Raw genomic sequence first — 16,435 nt, 5'->3', positions numbered from 1 at the left:
CGCCGCGCTAGCCGTCCTCCCGCAGGACCTTCTCCGCCCCGCGGACGTCCCAGAGGATCTCCGGATCGATCCGCACGCCCTCGCGGATGACGGACAGGGTGCCGTTGGACTCGAGGATCACGCACTGGGCGTCCTCGAAACGGCCGACACCGGCGCGGCGGAGCGCGACGACGATGTCCTCATGGGTGACGTGGGTGCGCCCCACGTTCTCCTCGAGCACGTCCCCGTGGGCGAGGACGACAGTCGCGGGTGATTCGAAGACGCGTCCCGCCCGGAAGCGGCGGCGGACGAGGCCGAACAGCGCTGCCGTACCCATGAGAGTCGCGAGTCCGACGACCCCGGCGGCGAGCGAGGGCGGGTGCCCGATGATGACGCGCCCGGCGACCGCACCGAACATGATGACCATGACGATGTCGAAGCCGTTCAACCCGGTGAGGATACGGGCGCCGAAGAGGCGGGTGAGCAGGAGGAACGCGAAGTAGATCCCGACGGCGGAGGCCATGACGATCGGGATCCGCCACAGCTCGATCCCCATCGCGTCGCCGGCCCGGGACAGGAACTCCCCGGCTCCCATCGCCGTCGTTCCCACCGCCGTCGCTCCCACCGCGCTCACGCCCGCCCCGTCGCTGCGGCGAGTGCGCGGATCACCGGCCACGTGCGCTGCATCCGCGCCTTCCCGTAGTCGTGACGCGGGTCCTCGGTGCTGGTCGTGAGCGTGCGCGCGGTCCACTGACACGCGTTGAGACACAGCCGGGCGAGTGCCGCGAGCGGGATGATGTCCCGTTCGGCGTCCGTGAGAGCGAGCGCGGTTCCGGGTATGACGTCGGTTCCGGCCATCACCTCGTCGTACGCGTCGACCGCCCGTGCGAGGGAACCGACGGGGTCCTCCGTCCCGAGCGTCGCGTAGCCGGCGGCGAGCGCGATCTCCGCGACGCGCGGGGCGAACCGCGCGTCCCCGAAGTCGATGATGCCGCTCACCCTGCCACCTCCCACAGCCCCGTCCGCTCCCCCTTCGACGAGCACGTTGAAGTCATTGAGGTCCTGATGAAGCACCTGGTGAGGGAGGGTATCGAGGCCGGGTCGCACCACGTCCTCGAACTCCCGCGCGATCGACCGGGCGAGCGCAAGGTCCGCCGAGGTTCGCGCACTTTCCTCCCCCGGCACCATGCCGGCCGCCTCCAGTGACGCGATCCGGTCGCACGCGAAGAGGACATTCGCTCCCGTTGTCTCGAAGGACCACGGGTGCAGCACCGGCACCGGTTCGCGCGGCACGTCCGCGAGTGCGCGCACGAGCTGCGCGGCGAGGGACCCGAAGGCTCCCGGCAAGTCGAGGCCGGCCGGCGCCTCGGTGGCCACGGAGCCCGGGAGGAAGGTCTGGAGACGGACGAGCGCCGGGGTGGGCGCCTCGGCGGCGGCTGCCTCCGCTGCGATCGGCACGAGCGCCACGAACCCCGAGGCGCCCGCCGCCGCACCGACGACCGGCACCTGGGCGGCGACCGGCAGGCCGGCGCGGCGCGCATGTTCCTGTACGCCGCTCACCCAATCGATGTGCGCGGCGGTCATATAGGGACTCGGGTACTCGGCCTTGAGGACGTACGGCTTCCCGTGCGCGCTCACACGGATGTTCACCGCGATCTCGCCGGCCATGAAGGCGCCGACCTCGACGTCGAGTCCGAACGCCTCGCGGCAGATGCGCGCGATCTCCGGTGGGGTGAGGGAATGGAGGGGGCGGGGCATGTACCCACAGTACTGGCGAAGCCGACTCCGGAGGTTTCCGGCGTTTCACGTGAAACGGGGCCGACCGACCTGCGACGGACGCGTCACCCACCCGACACCTCGGCTCACTAGGGTGAGGGCCATGAGCTCTGTGCACATGGCCAACGGCTTCGATCCGGACTCCTCCCCCGACCTCTCACCGGAGGCCACCGATCTCCTCCGGCGCAGGTCACAGGTTCTGTCGTCCTCGTACCGACTCTTCTACTCCGAGCCCGTCGACGTCGTGTGCGGGCAGGGTTCGCACCTCTTCGACGCCGCCGGGAACGACTACCTCGACGTGTACAACAACGTGCCGGGCATCGGGCATTCGCACCCCCGCGTCACCGAGTACGTGAGCGCGCAGCTCGCGACGCTCAACACCCACACCCGCTACCTCACCGAGGCGGTCGTCTCCTATTCCGAGGACCTGCTCGCGACGTTCCCCACCGCACTCGACCGCATCACCTATGCGTGCTCCGGGTCCGAGGCGATCGACCTCGCGGTCCGCCTCGCCCGCTTCGCGACCGGGCACCGGGGCGTCATCGTCACGGCGAACGCGTACCACGGCACGACCGAGCTCTCCGCGGGGCTGTCCCCGAGCCTCGGGGAGAACAACCCCCTCGGACCGGACGTCGTCACCGTCGAGGCGCCCGACGGCTTCCGGGACGACCCGGCGACCGCGAGCGCGGAGTTCGCCGCCCGCATCCGCACCGCGGCCGAGGACCTCGAGGAACGCGGCATCGGACTCGCCGCCGTCCTCGTCGACTCGGTCCTCTCCTCCGACGGTGTGCAGCCGGAGCCCGCGGGATTCCTCGCCGAGGCGGCCACCGTCGCCCACGAGTTCGGCGGCCTGTGGATCGCCGACGAGGTGCAGCCCGGGTTCGGCCGCACCGGCACGATGTGGGGATTCGAACGGCACACCGGCACACGAGGCGACACGCAGCCGGGACCGGAACTCCCCGGCCTCGAAGCCCCGATCCCCGACATCGCCGTCCTCGGCAAGCCGATGGGCAACGGCATGCCGATCTCCGCGGTCGTCACCCGTGCGGAACTCGGCGAGGAGTTCGGTCGGCGCGTCCGCTACTTCAACACCTTCGGCGGGAACCCGGTGAGCATCGCCGCGGCCCGCGCCGTCCTCGAGGTCGTCCGCGAGGAGGACCTCCCGGGTCACGCGTCCACCACCGGCGCGGCACTCGCGCAGGGGCTCTCGGACCTCGCACAGGACTTCTTTCTCCTCGGCCAGGTCCGGCAGGCCGGCCTGTTCCTCGGGGTCGAGGTCGTGGACCCGGAGGCGCCGCGCGCCGCGGACCCGGCCCGCGCCTCGGCGGTGGTGAACGGCCTGCGGGACCGCCGGGTACTCATCTCCGCGTCCGGACCGCACGCGAACGTCCTCAAGATCCGCCCGCCGCTCGTCTTCGGCGCCGCGGACACCGACCGCTTCCTCACCTCGCTCGCGGACACGCTCGCGTCACTCCGGGCCTGACCCGCCACCTGCGGTCACACTCTCCCACCAGCGAGAACGCTGCTTCTCCACAGCCTGAGGAGTGCACCCGGTCCACCCCGATAGGCTCGTGGGCATGACGGTCACGGCGCAATCGGTCCTCGAGGACGTATTCGGCTACCCGACGTTCCGGGGTGAGCAGCAGCAGATCGTCGACCACGTCATCGCCGGTGGGGACGCCGTCGTCCTCATGCCCACCGGCGGCGGCAAGTCGCTGTGCTACCAGATCCCCGCGCTCGTCCGTGAGGGCACGGGGATCGTCATCTCGCCGCTCATCGCCCTCATGGCCGATCAGGTCGCCGCCCTCGAGAACCTCGGGGTGAAGGCCGCGTTCCTCAACTCGACTCTCACGCCCGAGCAGGAGAACGAGGTGTGCCGCCGGCTCCTCGACGGGGATCTCGACGTGCTCTACATGGCGCCCGAACGCCTCGTGCTGCCACGCACCCTCCAGCTGCTCGGCCAGGCGCACGTCTCCGTCTTCGCGATCGACGAGGCGCACTGCGTCTCCCAGTGGGGCCACGACTTCCGCACGGACTACCTGGGCCTCAGCATCCTCGCGGACCGCTTCCCCGGGATCCCCCGGATCGCCCTCACCGCGACCGCGACCCGCGCCACCCACGAGGAACTCACCGCGCGCCTGCGCCTCGAGAACGCGCGGCACTTCGTCGCGAGCTTCGACCGCCCGAACATCGAGTACCGGATCGTCCCGAAGGCGAGCGCCCGCGCCCAACTCTTCGACTTCATCACCGGCGAACACAGCGACGACGCGGGAATCGTCTACTGCCTCTCCCGGAAGAGCGTCGAACAGACCGCCGAGGCGCTCGCGGCCCGCGGCATCCCCGCACTCCCCTACCACGCGGGCCTCCCCGCCGAGGTGCGGGCGGAGAACCAGGCCCGGTTCCTCCGCGAGGACGGGCTCGTCATGGTCGCGACGATCGCGTTCGGCATGGGCATCGACAAACCGGACGTGCGCTTCGTCGCGCACCTCGACCTGCCGCGCAGCATCGAGGGCTACTACCAGGAGACGGGCCGTGCGGGCCGTGACGGGCTGGCGTCGACCGCGTGGATGGCGTACGGCCTCGGCGATGTCGTGTCCCAACGCCGGTTCATCATGTCGGGCGAGGGCGACGAGGCGTTCAAACGTCGTTCGCTCACGCACCTCGACGCGATGCTCGCGCTCTGCGAGACCGTCGACTGCCGCCGCATGCAGCTCCTGCGGTACTTCGGGCAGGAGTCCGGACCGTGCGGCAACTGCGACACGTGCAACCAACCGCCGACGACATGGGACGCGACGGTCCCGGTGCAGAAACTCCTCTCCACGGTCATCCGCCTCGACCGCGAGCGGGGCCAGCGTTTCGGTTCCGGGCAGGTCATCGACGTGCTCCGCGGGATCGAGTCCGACCGCTCCCGTACGAGCCGGCACGAGGAACTGAGCGTGTGGGGCATCGGCGCGGACATCGACGAGCGCCAGTGGCGGGCGATCATCCGCCAGATCCTCGCCCGCGGATACCTCGAGTCCGTCGGCGACTACGGCGTCCTCGTCCTCGGCCCGCAGGCCGGTCCCGTGCTGCGCGGTGAGGAGACCGTGCAGCTGAGGCACGATCCGACCCCCGCGAAGGCCGGTCGCGGCAGCCGGTCCGGTGGGGGCCGGAAGGCGAGCGTCGCGGCGGATCTCGACCCCGCCTCGGCGGCGTTGTTCGAGGCGCTGCGCGCCTGGCGCGCCGGCCAGGCGAAGGAACAGGGGGTCCCGGCGTACGTCGTGTTCCCCGACGCCACCCTCCGCGGCATCGCCGAGGCGCGGCCCACCTCCCGCGGCGAGCTCGGCACGATCTCCGGGATCGGCACGAAGAAGCAGGACCGTTACGGCGACGAGGTCCTCGCCGTCGTCCGGGAGCACGCGGGGGCGTAGCCGTATGCTCCTCGCATTCAAAGATCGTTGACCTTTCGTTCGCCGCGCTTTGGGTTCGGTGTCGACCCGACACCGTCGTCGGGCCCGACTCCGAGGAGTGTCATGAGCCGTATGTCGACGAAGACGTCGATCCTTGCCGGAATCCTGCCCGTCATCGCCCTCACCGCCGGTTGCGGTGGTTCCGTGGGCTCCGGAGGCGGGGGTGCCTCGGGCGGAGGGTTCGAGTTCGGCGCGGACCAGTCCGTCGTCGACGAGGCCATCGCCGACCTCGACCCGGTCACCCTCACGATCCAGCCCTACGCCGCGTCCCCGAACGCGGCGGGCGCCGTCGCGGAGAACGCCTTCATGGACGCGGTGCGGGAGCGCTCGGGCGGGAAGATCGACTTCGAGGTCGCCTGGGGTCAGTCCATCGCTGCGTACCCGGAGGTCGACGACGCCCTCGCGGACGGGCGCCTCGACCTCTCCTACGCAGTGCCCGTGTACTACCCGGCCGAGTACCCGCTCGTCGACGCGTACAACAAGCTCAGCCACTACACGCCGGCCGGTCCTCTCACCGGGGAGGCGATCACCCAGGCACAGATGAGCGAGGCCGCGTGGAAGGACCCGGCGATCGCCGAGCAGTTTCCAGGGAATGGTCGCCGGATCGACCGGACTCCTCGAGGCCGCTCCCCAGGTCTCGACGCTCGGCGAGGACCGGATGACCGGCGCGGTCACCGCCGGTCACGTCGCCGGTTCGAAATTCCCGACGCTGCCCGTGGCGTACCAGCAGATCATCTTCGACGCCGCCGGGGTCGACTGGATGCACGGGCAGATCTCGGCGATCGTCGCCTCGAGCGCCGACGCCGTCACGGACGTCCGGGACGCCGGAGGCACCTTCACGGACATGGACCCCGCAGCGAAGCAGGTCATCCTCGACACCCAGGAGGAACTCGTCGACGGGGTGATCGAGGAGAACGTGCGCACGGACCTGCAGGCGAGCGCAGAGAAGTGGGCGGGTGTCGTGGAGGAACTCGGCTACACCGACGACGGGACTCTCGACGAACTCGACTCCTGGTACGACCCGGAGACCGACTTCCGCCCCCTCGCCACCCGCGTCTTCGAGGAAGCAGCGCTCCCGCACCGCCCGGCGTGACACGGGAGGGCAGCGCGTCCCGTGCCGAGCCGACCGCCCTCACCTCGACCGGCGGCGCAACCTCCGCAGGCGCCCCCGCCACGACCAACTGCGCATCGGCGCGGGGACCCGCCACCGGAACCGCAGGGCTGCCAGCCGGAACACGACGACGAACGCACCGACCGCGAGGGCCGTCCACACGTTCCACACGCCCGCCTCGAACACGACCGCGGTGAGTGCGGAGCCGGCGAGCGCGGGCACGAGGTAGAGGTCGGAGGAGTTGAACACGGCCGGGTTCTCGTTCGCGACGACATCGCGCAGGATCCCTCCTCCGGCCGCCGTGAGTACGCCCATGAACAGGGCCGGCGCGATACCGAGGCCGACCCCCAGGGTGATGACGGTCCCGGTCATGCAGAAGAGTCCGAGGCCCACGGCGTCGCACGCGATGATGACGGCCCGCACCCGCTCGACGTGCTGCCCGACGAGGTAGACGACGAGGGCTGCGAGCACCGGGACGACGAGGTAGATCGGGTTGAGGAGGGACGCGGGGACCCGGCCGAGGAGCACATCGCGCACCATGCCGCCGCCCAGGCCCGCGAGGAATCCGAGCAGCACCGACCCGGTGAAGTCGTAGTCCTTGCGCACCGCGAGGAGGTTGCCGGAGACGGCGAACACGAGCACGCCGAAGAGGTCGAGCAACAACAGGAAGGTGTCCGCGAGGGGACCGGCACCGGGAATGTCCACGGCCACAGCCTAGAGTGCATCCCCGAGAACCTTTGGATAACCCCGAGAACCCGCAGAATCACCGGGGAGTACGAACAAAGGCGCACAAGAGGAACCTTTCGGGGCTCGTGTCGGAACAGGCCGTGAGCGTACGGTGGGTCCCGTCGTTCTCTTCTTCCCCGCATCCGGAAAGGCCTCCATGTTCACCCAGTCGGCAAAACTCGCGAACGTCCTCTACGACATCCGTGGACCCGTGCTCGACGAGGCGGAACGCATGGAGGCGGAGGGCCACCGGATCCTCAAACTCAACATCGGTAACCCGGCACCCTTCGGTTTCGAGGCTCCCGACTCGATCCTCGTCGACATGATCAAGCACCTCCCGGAGGCACAGGGCTACTCGGACTCCCGCGGCATCCTCTCGGCCCGCCGGGCGGTCGTCCAGTACTACGAGACGAAGGGCATCCGGAACCTCGACGCCGACGACGTGTACCTCGGAAACGGCGTCTCCGAGCTCATCACCCTCGCCCTCCAGGCCCTGTGCAATCCGGGCGACGAGATCCTCGTGCCGAGCCCCGACTACCCGCTGTGGACCGCCTCGGTCGCCCTCTCCGGTGGCACCCCCGTCCACTACATGTGCGACGAGGAGAACGGCTGGGCCCCGGACATCGAGGACATCCGCGCGAAGATCACCCCGCGCACCCGCGGCATCGTCGTCATCAATCCGAACAACCCCACCGGCGCCGTGTACACGCCCGCTCAGCTCGAGGCACTCAGGGACCTCGCGGCCGAGCACGACCTCATCGTGTTCGCGGACGAGATCTACGAGAAGATCACCTACGACGGCACTCCGATGACGAACATGGCGACCCTCACCGGGGAGGACGTCCTGTGCCTCACCTTCTCGGGTCTGTCGAAGGCGTACCGGATCGCCGGTTATCGCTCCGGGTGGATCGCGATCACCGGTCCGAACTGGAAGGCGACGAGCTACATCGAGGGCATCCGGCTCCTCGCGAACATGCGCATGTGCGCGAACGTTCCCGCCCAGCACGCCATCCAGGCGGCCCTCGGCGGGTACCAGAGCATCGAGGACCTCGTCCTGCCGACGGGTCGCCTCGGCGCGCAGATGGAGCTCTCGCACCGGAAGCTCAACGAGATCGACGGCGTCACGTGCCAGAAGGCCGAGGGTGCCCTCTACCTCTTCGCGAAGCTCGACGTCGAGAAGTTCCACATCACCGACGACGAGCTCTTCGCCCTCGACCTCCTCAAGGAGCAGAAGATCCTCGTCTCCCACGGCACCGCGTTCAACTGGGTGCGTCCGGACCACTTCCGGCTCGTCACCCTGCCGGGTGTCGAGGTGCTCGACGAGGCTCTCGACCGCCTCGGCGAGTTCCTCTCCGGCTACGAGCAGAAGGCGCCCCGCAAGGAGGGGCAGGTCCTCCTGCGCGCCTGAGCGGGGGTGTCGGGGATACCGTGTGACCATGCACACTCCCCTCCCCCGGAATCCCCCGTACCGCGCGATGATCGTCGCGCCCCAGCCCGAGGCCGTCGACACCGGCGCCGAGATCCTCGCCGTGGGCGGTAACGCGGTCGACGCGGCGATCGCCGCCGCTCTCGTCCAGGGTGTCGTCGACCCGCTCATGTGCGGGATCGGCGGCATGGCCGTCATCCAGATCGTCACCCCGGACGGCGAGCGCCACATCATCGACGGGCTCGGCAGCTCGCCGTCGGGTGTCACCGACGACATGTGGTTGCCGAAGTTCCTGGGCGTGAGCGACGACGGCTTCAACTACCTCCTCGAGGGGATGGTGAACGAGGCCGGACCCCAGGCCGTCGCCACCCCCGGATCCCTGCGCGCCTGGCATCGCGCGCACGAACTCCACGGTTCCCTGCCGTGGAAGGACCTCTTCACCCACGCGATCCGGATCGCCCGCCGATGGGTGTGGAGGCCCCACAACTTCGGGATGGCCGCGCCCACCGTGCCCGACTCCCGGATCATGGGGATCGGCGACAAACTCGGGCTCACCCCGGACGGCGCCCGCATCTACCTCGATGCGGACGGGAACCGCCCGCAGATCGGCACCGCGATCGAGAACCCCGAACTCGCGGAGACGCTCGCCGTGATCGCCGCGCAGGGAGTGGAGGCGTTCTACTCCGGTGAGATCGCCGGGATCATCGACGAGAGCATGCGGCGCGACGGCGGTGTGCTGCGGAAGGTCGATCTCGAGGAGTACGCACTCCTCGAACCGGAACCGGTGACCGGCACCTTCCGCGGGCTCACGGTCTCGGTTCCTCCGCCGGCCGCCGGCGGGGTGCAGACCATGCAGACACTCGCACTCATGGACCGCTTCGACTTCTCGGGCCTCGACCACAACAGCCCCGAACACATCCGCATCCTCACGGAGGCACAGAAGTACGCCCTCGCGGACAAGGAACGCCTGTGGAGCAGCGCGGACGCCGCCCGCGCCGACTACGAGGCGCTGCTCGACACCGCGTACCTCGATTCCCTGGCAGCCCGGATCCGCGCAGGTGAGAAGGCCGATGTGGAAACCGCGCGGTACGAGTCACCGGACACGACCCACCTGAACGTCATGGACGACTCCGGGTTCACGGTGTCGATGACGCACACCCTCGGCACGCCGTCCGGGTACATCCCGACCGGCACCGGGTTCATGCTCAACGGTGCGATGGCGACCTTCGACCCACGCCCGGGCCGCGCGAACTCCCTCGCACCCGGGCGCCGCCGCAATACGACGATGACCCCGACCGTCGTCCTCGACGGAGATACGCCCGTCGTGGCGATCGGTGCTCCCGGTGCCGCCTGGATCACCCCGGCGATCGCGCAGGGACTGTCGAACATCCTCGACTTCGGGATGACCGCGCAGGAGGCCGTCATGGCACCGCGGGCGGTCGCGACCTCGAACGCGATCGATATCTCGAACGCGGTTCCCCGTCGCACCCAGCTCGCACTCGAGGCGCAGGGATTCACGGTGCGCCGCTCACCCCTCACCTACGCGTTCGCCGGCGTCCACGCGATCACCCGCTTCGACGGACGCTTCGCCGGTGGCGCCGACCCCCAGCGCGACGGGTACGTCGCCGGGGTGAAGTAGGGGATTGCCGAGGCACCTCAGAGTTCTGCTTCGAGTCCCGTCGCCGCACGTGCGAGCGCGATTCCGACCCGGTCGGCCTCCCGGAGCATCGTGGGGTCCGAGCCGGGCATCGGGCTGATCATCGCGTCGCCGAGGAGTTCGACGAGCGGGATCCCCACGAGGTGGAGGCGCGAGTCGCGCGTGCCATCGGCCCGCACCACGCGGCCCGTCGCCGGGTCGACCTCCGGCGATCCGAGGGTGACGACCGCACCGGCGGCGGACTCGAGCGTGAAGGGACGGATCCGCCCGGACGCGAGAAGGTTCTGCCACAGCTGCTCCCCCGGCCGGCGGATATCGGGGGTGTGCATCCACGCATCGACGAGCACCCGCGAGCGGAACTCCTCGTGCGGGCGGGTCGCGGAGGTCATGACGAACGCCGGGCCCGAGGCGCCACGGGCTCCCGAGGCACCGGTCGCCTCGGCAGGTCCGGTCGCCTCGGCGTCGTCCCGGTCCTCCACCGCGACCACCGGGGCCGCACCGACGAAGGTGACGAGCCCCGCGTCGATGAGCGCGAGGAGCTCGCGCGTGCGGAACGCCGGCGGACCCGATCCCGCCATTCCGCCGATCCCGGTGACCGCACGGATGGGGCCCTTCGAATCGGGTTCGTAGCGCCCGCCTGCACCGAGCAGTGAGGTCACCCGCCGTGCTGCGGAGATCTCCCACAGGCCGGCGCGCCACGGGCTGTCCTCACCGAGGGCCACGTGTGCGAGGTCGTCGACGAGGTGCTGCGCGATCCACTCGGTGAGGTCGGGGCCGGGCTGTGCATCACCGGGCCGGCCGACCTCCGCCTGGGCCCTGCGCACCGCCTCCGCGTACGCGTCCGTCGGGTGGAGGAGGAAGTCGGGTTCGAAGTACCGGTCGCTCTGCCGTGCGCCCCGGCCTTCCGCAGATCCCGCCTCGACCGCCTCGGCGCCTTCCTCGGCTCCGACCGGCACGACGAACGGCGCGACGGCCTCCCGCATGAGGGAGAAGTCGCGCTTCGCATCGACGTCGGCACGGGTGAGCGTCACGGAGTCGATCGCCGCCACGAGGTCGTCGAGGCTCCCGCGCAGGAGCTCCGGGGACACCCGGGCGAGGGTGCGGTAGTACGCCTCGAAGGCGTCCGCGAGGATCGCCGGCCACACGCGGGCCGCGTAGTCGATCGCGCCGACCTCGTGCCCCTCCGCATTGCACGTGGCGACGACCGCCCCCAGACGGCGAAGGACGGGCTTCGGAGGCAGTCCGCCGTAATCGGACTTCGGCAGAAACGGGTACCCACGGTTCGACGCCACGAGGAGGCGCGGTTCCCTCCCGCTCGGCCGATAGGTGAGGCCCGATCGTGTTCCGGGGGTCTCCTCGAAGACACCGCCGCGGTCGTAGGTGAGCAGTGCCATCGCGTCGAAGAACCCCATGCCGAGGCCGCGGACGAGCACCTCGGCACCGTCGGGCACCGCGGCGAAGTCCTGGTCGATCGGGGAGTCCGGGGGCAACCACACGAGCCCGGGATACTCCTCCACCGCACGGGCGAGCGCGGCCTCCTCCGTGGTGGGGGCGGTGTGCACCCATCCGCCGGTGACGACGGTGAGGTCCGCGAGCAGCTCCCGGCCGTCGTCGAACACGAGCCGGTCCCGGCCCGCCCCACCGGCGTGCCCAGCAGCAGCCTCCACCGGTTCGATCGCCGTGACGCGTCCCCCGATGACGTTCACGTGCACGTTCTCCGGCAACCCTCCGAGGTGCACGTGCAACGCCCAGCGGATGTACTGCCCGTAGAGGGCACGGCTCGGGTGCGACTGCGGGAGGGACTCCGCCATCTCGGGGTAGAAGCAACGGAGCTCGTAGAGATCCGGCGGGGTCCGCTCGAACACGGCCCGGTGCGCCTCGGGGATCGCGGCGAGCGCCTCGGGCCGGGGTGCATGCCCCTCGATCCCCGGCGCATCCGTGCGGACCGCGTACTCGAGGACGAGGTGCATCCACTCGTACATGTTCGGGCCCACGCGCACGGGCGCGGTGATCGTGGCTCCGTGCTCGGTGAAGAGGGTGACGGCCGCGGCGAGCGTGTTCATGCACAGGGTGCGTGTCTGATCGGTCTCCCAGACCGCCCCGGCACCGATCTCCCGCGAGTCGATGAGGTGGAGGGTGATCGGCTCACGGCCGTGATGTCCACCCAGCTCCCCCGCGAGCATCTCGAGCGCTGCGCCGATCCGGTCGACGAGCACGACGCCGCGCGGGCCCGCCCCGACGACGGCGATGGAACGAGGGGAGGCGTCGGGCACGGAGGACTCCTGGTTCTGGAACGACGGGACGGATCGAACGGTGGACGAGCGGTGGTGACGGGCGGGCGAGGAACGCCGCCTCTCCACCTTAGTTCTCCGTGACGGCGCTCCTCACCCCGACGTACGCTCTCGTCATGGACTCACCGCGTTCCCTTCCCCCGTCCGACGCCTCCGCCCACCCCGGGTCGCTCCCTGTGCCCCTTCCCGCGCCGGTCGACCGTCCGGCTCCCGTGTGGGTCGCGCCGATGGCGGGCGGCCCCTCGACCCCGAACCTCGTGATCTCCGCGTGGGAGGCCGGGCACCTCGCGCAGCTCGCCGCGGGGTACAAGACCGCCGAGGCGATGGCCCGCGAGGTCCGCGAGGTGAAGGTCGCCGGGGTCGAGGAGTTCGGCGTGAACCTCTTCGTCCCGAACCTCCACCGCATCGATCCGCAGACCTACGACGCCTACGCCGCGCACCTCGAGGGCGATGCCGCCCGCTACGAACTGCCCGACCCCCTCCCGGCGCTCCGTGAGGACGACGACGAGTGGGAGGGCAAGATCGAGGCGCTGCTCGCGGATCCCGTTCCCCTCGTGAGCTTCACGTTCGGCCTGCCGGACCGGAAGGACATCGCCGCCCTCCGGGAGGCCGGGAGCCTCGTGGCGCAGACCGTCACCTCCCCCGCCGAGGCGCGGGCCGCCTCGGCCGCCGGCGTGGACGTCCTCGTCGTCCAGGGTTCCGGGGCCGGCGGGCACTCCGGCGTGTGGGAACCCCACCGTCTCCCCGCCGAGGCGCCGCTGCCGGACCTCGTCACCGCGGTCCGGGCCGAGGTCGACCTGCCGATCGTCGCGGCTGGAGCCGTGACGACGAGGGAGGACGTGAGGGCGGCCCTGGCGGCCGGCGCGGCCGCCGTCTCGGTCGGCACCGCTGCACTCCGGGCCCATGAGGCCGGGACCAATGCACTGCACCGCGCGGCACTCGGTGATCCGCGTTTCACGGAGACCGTCCTCACGCGTGCCTTCACCGGTAGGCCCGCGCGGGCACTCGTGAACCGTTTCGTGCGCGACCACGACGCGAAGGCACCCGTGGGCTACCCCGCACTCCACCACCTCACGAAGCCCCTGCGCGGAGCCGCGACGACGGCGGGTGATGCGGACGGACTCAACCTGTGGGCGGGCACGGGGTGGAGGAACACCCGTGAGGCGCCGGTGGCGGAGATCCTCGCGGCGCTCGTGCCGTGACTCTCGCTCCGTGAGCAGCACCTTCCCGTGGGCAGTACCTACCCGCGGGAAGGACCGGTGGACCCGCACTCACGCGCCCCGATATACCGAACCGTGTCACGGGAACGTCTCCGTTTTCACCGCCGGGAATCCTCCGGTGACATTGCGGAAACACGCCGTCGATATCACGCGCGCTCAGCGAGGCTTTCCCGGGGAAACCAGACGGTTTTCGTTTCACTACCGACACGGAATCGCGGGCCGCTCGCAAAGAAATATACATTTCAACTTGTTTTGATGGTTTCCGCGTGAGACGGATCACGTAGCTCGCGAAACCGGCGGGCTTCCTCCTCAGAAAGGTGAACACCATGATCTCCGGACTCATCGCAGACCTCGGTATCTTCCACCTGTGAGGTGACGGGCGTTCCGTCGCCGGCGCGACGGGCCCCACGGACGACATCGGGCGCCTGCCCCCGCATCCACGATGCGTGAGGCACAGGCGCCCGATGGTTTTTCCTTGTCGTTCCTCTTGACTTTCCACATCTCCCACACCGCTGTCCACACACTTGTCCACGGGTGTGTCGATAAACCTGTGTACGGGGGAAAGCACCCGGATCAGGCGTCGAGGAAGCGCCTGATCTCCGCATTCACCTCGTCACGGAACTCGTCGAAGAAACCGTGACGCCCGCCGTCGTGCATCCACAGGCGCGCGCCGGGAATCCCCTCCGCGAGGATCTCCGCGTTCGCAGCGGGCGTCATCCGGTCCTCGGTGCCGTGCATGACGAGCGTCGGAGCCGCGATCTCCCCGAGAACCCCAGTGGCGTCGTGGCGAGCGCTCGCGCGGCGGTGCGCCACCGCCTCGGCGCTCGTCATCGTCGGGTCCCCGAGCACGCGGGTGTCCGCCTCCGTGAACGGCCGGTCGGGGGTGAAGAACAGACCGTGGAGGAAGCGCCGCCGTTCCTCGGGTGCCCCGGACACGAGTTCCCGTGTCGTCTCCCTGTCCGGGAGGACTGCGGTCCGGCCTCCTGCCGCGGTGCAGGCGAGCACGAGGCGGTCCACCGCCTCGGGATGCCGGGCCGCGAGCATCTGGGCGGTCCGTCCGCCCATCGAGGTGCCGTAGACGTGCGCCCGGCCGATGCCGAGTGCCCGCACCACGTCGAGCACGTCGGCGGCGAAACCCGCCGTGCTCCAGGACTCCACCGGACCACGGCTGGCGCCGGTGCCCCGGTAGTCCATCGTCACGGTGAGGAACTCGTCCTCGAAGTCCGGGCGGACCCGATCCCACCACACGTGCGAATTCGCCTGCCCCTGGACGAGGAACAACGGCCTGCCGTCCGCGGGCCCTCCGAGCTGAACGGCCAGGGGGAACCCGTCGGACGCCTCGACCCGCATTTCCCGGAGTTCCATCACGAACGCCGCTCCCTCCTTACTGCGGCATGTCGACGAAGCGGGACCGGGCGCCCTGGAAGGCGACCTTGATCTCGCCCGTCGGGCCGGCGCGGTGCTTCGCGATGATGATGTCGGCCTCACCGGCGTGCGGGGATTCCTTGTCGTACATGTCCTCACGGTGGATGAGGAGCACCATGTCCGCGTCCTGCTCGATCGACCCGGACTCACGGAGGTCGGAGATCATCGGACGCTTGTCCGTGCGCTGCTCGGAGGACCGGTTGAGCTGCGACAGCGCGATGACGGGGACCTCGAGCTCCTTCGCGAGGAGCTTGAGCGAACGCGAGAACTCCGAGACCTCCTGCTGACGGCTCTCGACCCGCTTGCCGGAGCTCATGAGCTGGAGGTAGTCGACGACGATCATCTTGAGATCGTGCTGCTGCTTGAGCCGGCGGCACTTCGCGCGGATCTCCGTGAGGGCCATGTTCGGCGAGTCGTCGATGTACATGGGCGCATCGTTGATCCGCGCCATCGTCGAGGCGAGCGTCGTCCAGTCCTGCGGGCTCATCTCACCGCGGCGCAGGTTTTGCAGCGGGATCCCGGACTCCGCGGACAACATACGCATCGTGAGCTCGTTGCGGCTCATCTCGAGGGAGAAGATCGCGGCGGTCTGCCGGTGCCCGATGGCCGCCGAGCGCGCCATGTCGATCGCGAGGGTCGACTTACCGACACCCGGGCGTGCCGCGATGACGATCATCTGGCCGGGGTGCAGACCGTTCGTGAGCTGGTCGAACTCGGTGAACCCGGTCGGCACACCCGCGGTGCCGTCCCCGTGCTCGCCGAAGCGTTCGATCTCCTCGGCGACCTCCTCGAGGATCTCGCCGATGTGGACGTAGTCCTCCGCGGAACGACGTTCGGTGACGGAGTAGATCTCCGCCTGCGCGCGGTTGACGATGTCGTCGGTCGCCCCGTCGCCGTCGTACCCCATCTGGACGATGCGGGTCCCGGCCTCGACGAGCTTGCGCAGCACCGCGCGTTCCCGGACGATCTCCGCGTAGTAGCCGGCGTTCGCCGCCGTCGGCACCGAAGAGATGAGCGTGTGGAGGTACGCCGGACCGCCGATCCGTGCGAGGTCGCCCCGCTTGTTGAGGTCGTTCGCGACCGTGACGGCATCCGCCGGTTCACCGCGGGCGTAGAGGTCGAGAACCGAGTCGTAGATCGATTCGTGCGCCGGCTTGTAGAAGTCCTCACCTTTGAGGTTCTCGACGACGTCGGCAATCGCGTCCTTCGACAGCAGCATGCCACCGAGGACACTCTGTTCTGCTTCCAGATCCTGCGGCGGGGTCCGCAGACCCGCCTCCGCCCGTTGCCACTCGTTCGAATCAGTCACCCGTCGATTCTACGTAGGACCACGGACGCGGGTTCACAGCCGTGCACGGCGCACCGCTGCCCCCGA

General features: G+C 69.9%; 12 protein-coding genes. 6 read left to right on the top strand and 6 right to left on the bottom strand.

The window, feature by feature from the left end:
- Positions 1-7: 7 nt before the first annotated feature.
- Both ABD172_RS00875 and ABD172_RS00870 read right to left on the bottom strand, forming a co-directional pair.
- Positions 8-613, bottom strand: a complete 606-nt coding sequence (locus ABD172_RS00875; RefSeq protein WP_344306046.1) for a DUF421 domain-containing protein — start codon at positions 611-613, stop codon at positions 8-10.
- Positions 610-1,737 carry a phosphotransferase gene (locus tag ABD172_RS00870; protein ID WP_344306043.1) on the bottom strand — a complete coding sequence of 376 codons (1,128 nt, stop codon included), beginning with the start codon at positions 1,735-1,737 and terminating at the stop codon, positions 610-612. The genes ABD172_RS00875 and ABD172_RS00870 overlap by 4 nt, the downstream gene beginning before the upstream one ends.
- A gap of 121 nt (positions 1,738-1,858) precedes the next feature.
- Between ABD172_RS00870 and ABD172_RS00865 the strand changes: the two genes are divergently transcribed.
- The 3 genes from ABD172_RS00865 (at position 1,859) to ABD172_RS00855 (ending at position 6,297) form a co-directional block, all read left to right on the top strand.
- A complete protein-coding gene (locus ABD172_RS00865; RefSeq protein ID WP_344306041.1) occupies positions 1,859-3,238 on the top strand; it encodes an aspartate aminotransferase family protein in 1,380 nt (459 codons plus the stop codon).
- A gap of 94 nt (positions 3,239-3,332) precedes the next feature.
- Positions 3,333-5,165 carry a DNA helicase RecQ gene (gene recQ, locus ABD172_RS00860; RefSeq protein WP_344306039.1) on the top strand — a complete coding sequence of 611 codons (1,833 nt, stop codon included), beginning with the start codon at positions 3,333-3,335 and terminating at the stop codon, positions 5,163-5,165.
- A 631-nt stretch (positions 5,166-5,796) separates the two neighbouring features.
- The gene (locus ABD172_RS00855; protein WP_344306036.1) at positions 5,797-6,297 is read left to right on the top strand and encodes a hypothetical protein; all 501 of its coding nucleotides are present in this window, start codon (positions 5,797-5,799) and stop codon (positions 6,295-6,297) included.
- Positions 6,298-6,336: 39 nt separating this feature from the next.
- Here ABD172_RS00855 and ABD172_RS00850 read toward each other — a convergent pair whose 3' ends face one another.
- The gene (locus ABD172_RS00850; RefSeq protein ID WP_344306033.1) at positions 6,337-7,020 is read right to left on the bottom strand and encodes a trimeric intracellular cation channel family protein; all 684 of its coding nucleotides are present in this window, start codon (positions 7,018-7,020) and stop codon (positions 6,337-6,339) included.
- 178 nt (positions 7,021-7,198) lie between these two features.
- Between ABD172_RS00850 and ABD172_RS00845 the strand changes: the two genes are divergently transcribed.
- Complete coding sequence (locus ABD172_RS00845) at positions 7,199-8,449, top strand: pyridoxal phosphate-dependent aminotransferase (protein ID WP_344306030.1); 1,251 nt, start codon at positions 7,199-7,201, stop codon at positions 8,447-8,449.
- Positions 8,450-8,477: 28 nt separating this feature from the next.
- Entirely contained in the window at positions 8,478-10,106 is a 1,629-nt protein-coding gene (locus tag ABD172_RS00840; RefSeq protein ID WP_344306028.1) for a gamma-glutamyltransferase family protein, read from the top strand.
- A 17-nt stretch (positions 10,107-10,123) separates the two neighbouring features.
- Here the strand turns inward: ABD172_RS00840 and ABD172_RS00835 are convergent, their stop codons facing one another.
- Positions 10,124-12,397, bottom strand: a complete 2,274-nt coding sequence (locus ABD172_RS00835; protein WP_344306024.1) for an FAD/NAD(P)-binding protein — start codon at positions 12,395-12,397, stop codon at positions 10,124-10,126.
- 134 nt (positions 12,398-12,531) lie between these two features.
- Between ABD172_RS00835 and ABD172_RS00830 the strand changes: the two genes are divergently transcribed.
- A complete protein-coding gene (locus ABD172_RS00830) occupies positions 12,532-13,617 on the top strand; it encodes a nitronate monooxygenase (protein WP_344306022.1) in 1,086 nt (361 codons plus the stop codon).
- Between the two features lie 591 nt (positions 13,618-14,208).
- On the opposite strand, the gene ABD172_RS00825 is transcribed toward ABD172_RS00830, so the two are convergent.
- Positions 14,209-15,000: an alpha/beta fold hydrolase gene (locus ABD172_RS00825; protein ID WP_344306019.1), complete on the bottom strand. Its 792-nt coding sequence runs from the start codon at positions 14,998-15,000 to the stop codon at positions 14,209-14,211.
- Between the two features lie 19 nt (positions 15,001-15,019).
- The gene (gene dnaB, locus ABD172_RS00820) at positions 15,020-16,369 is read right to left on the bottom strand and encodes a replicative DNA helicase (RefSeq protein ID WP_344306017.1); all 1,350 of its coding nucleotides are present in this window, start codon (positions 16,367-16,369) and stop codon (positions 15,020-15,022) included.
- Between the last annotated feature and the right edge of the window lie 66 nt (positions 16,370-16,435).

The sequence above is a fragment of the Brevibacterium samyangense genome, from assembly GCF_039529845.1.
Lineage (GTDB): Bacteria > Actinomycetota > Actinomycetes > Actinomycetales > Brevibacteriaceae > Brevibacterium > Brevibacterium samyangense.
Note: the sequence above shows the minus strand (reverse complement) of the source record. Positions and strands in the feature narration are given on the sequence as shown.

Excerpts from the sequence above, each read along its gene's own strand:
- ABD172_RS00870 (WP_344306043.1), bottom strand. The coding sequence starts at position 1,737 with ATGCCCCGCCCCCTCCATTCCCTCACCCCACCGGAGATCGCGCGCATC.
- ABD172_RS00865 (WP_344306041.1), top strand. The coding sequence starts at position 1,859 with ATGAGCTCTGTGCACATGGCCAACGGCTTCGATCCGGACTCCTCCCCC.
- recQ (WP_344306039.1), top strand. The coding sequence starts at position 3,333 with ATGACGGTCACGGCGCAATCGGTCCTCGAGGACGTATTCGGCTACCCG.
- ABD172_RS00855 (WP_344306036.1), top strand. The coding sequence starts at position 5,797 with ATGGTCGCCGGATCGACCGGACTCCTCGAGGCCGCTCCCCAGGTCTCG.
- ABD172_RS00845 (WP_344306030.1), top strand. The coding sequence starts at position 7,199 with ATGTTCACCCAGTCGGCAAAACTCGCGAACGTCCTCTACGACATCCGT.
- ABD172_RS00840 (WP_344306028.1), top strand. The coding sequence starts at position 8,478 with ATGCACACTCCCCTCCCCCGGAATCCCCCGTACCGCGCGATGATCGTC.
- ABD172_RS00830 (WP_344306022.1), top strand. The coding sequence starts at position 12,532 with ATGGACTCACCGCGTTCCCTTCCCCCGTCCGACGCCTCCGCCCACCCC.
- ABD172_RS00825 (WP_344306019.1), bottom strand. The coding sequence starts at position 15,000 with ATGGAACTCCGGGAAATGCGGGTCGAGGCGTCCGACGGGTTCCCCCTG.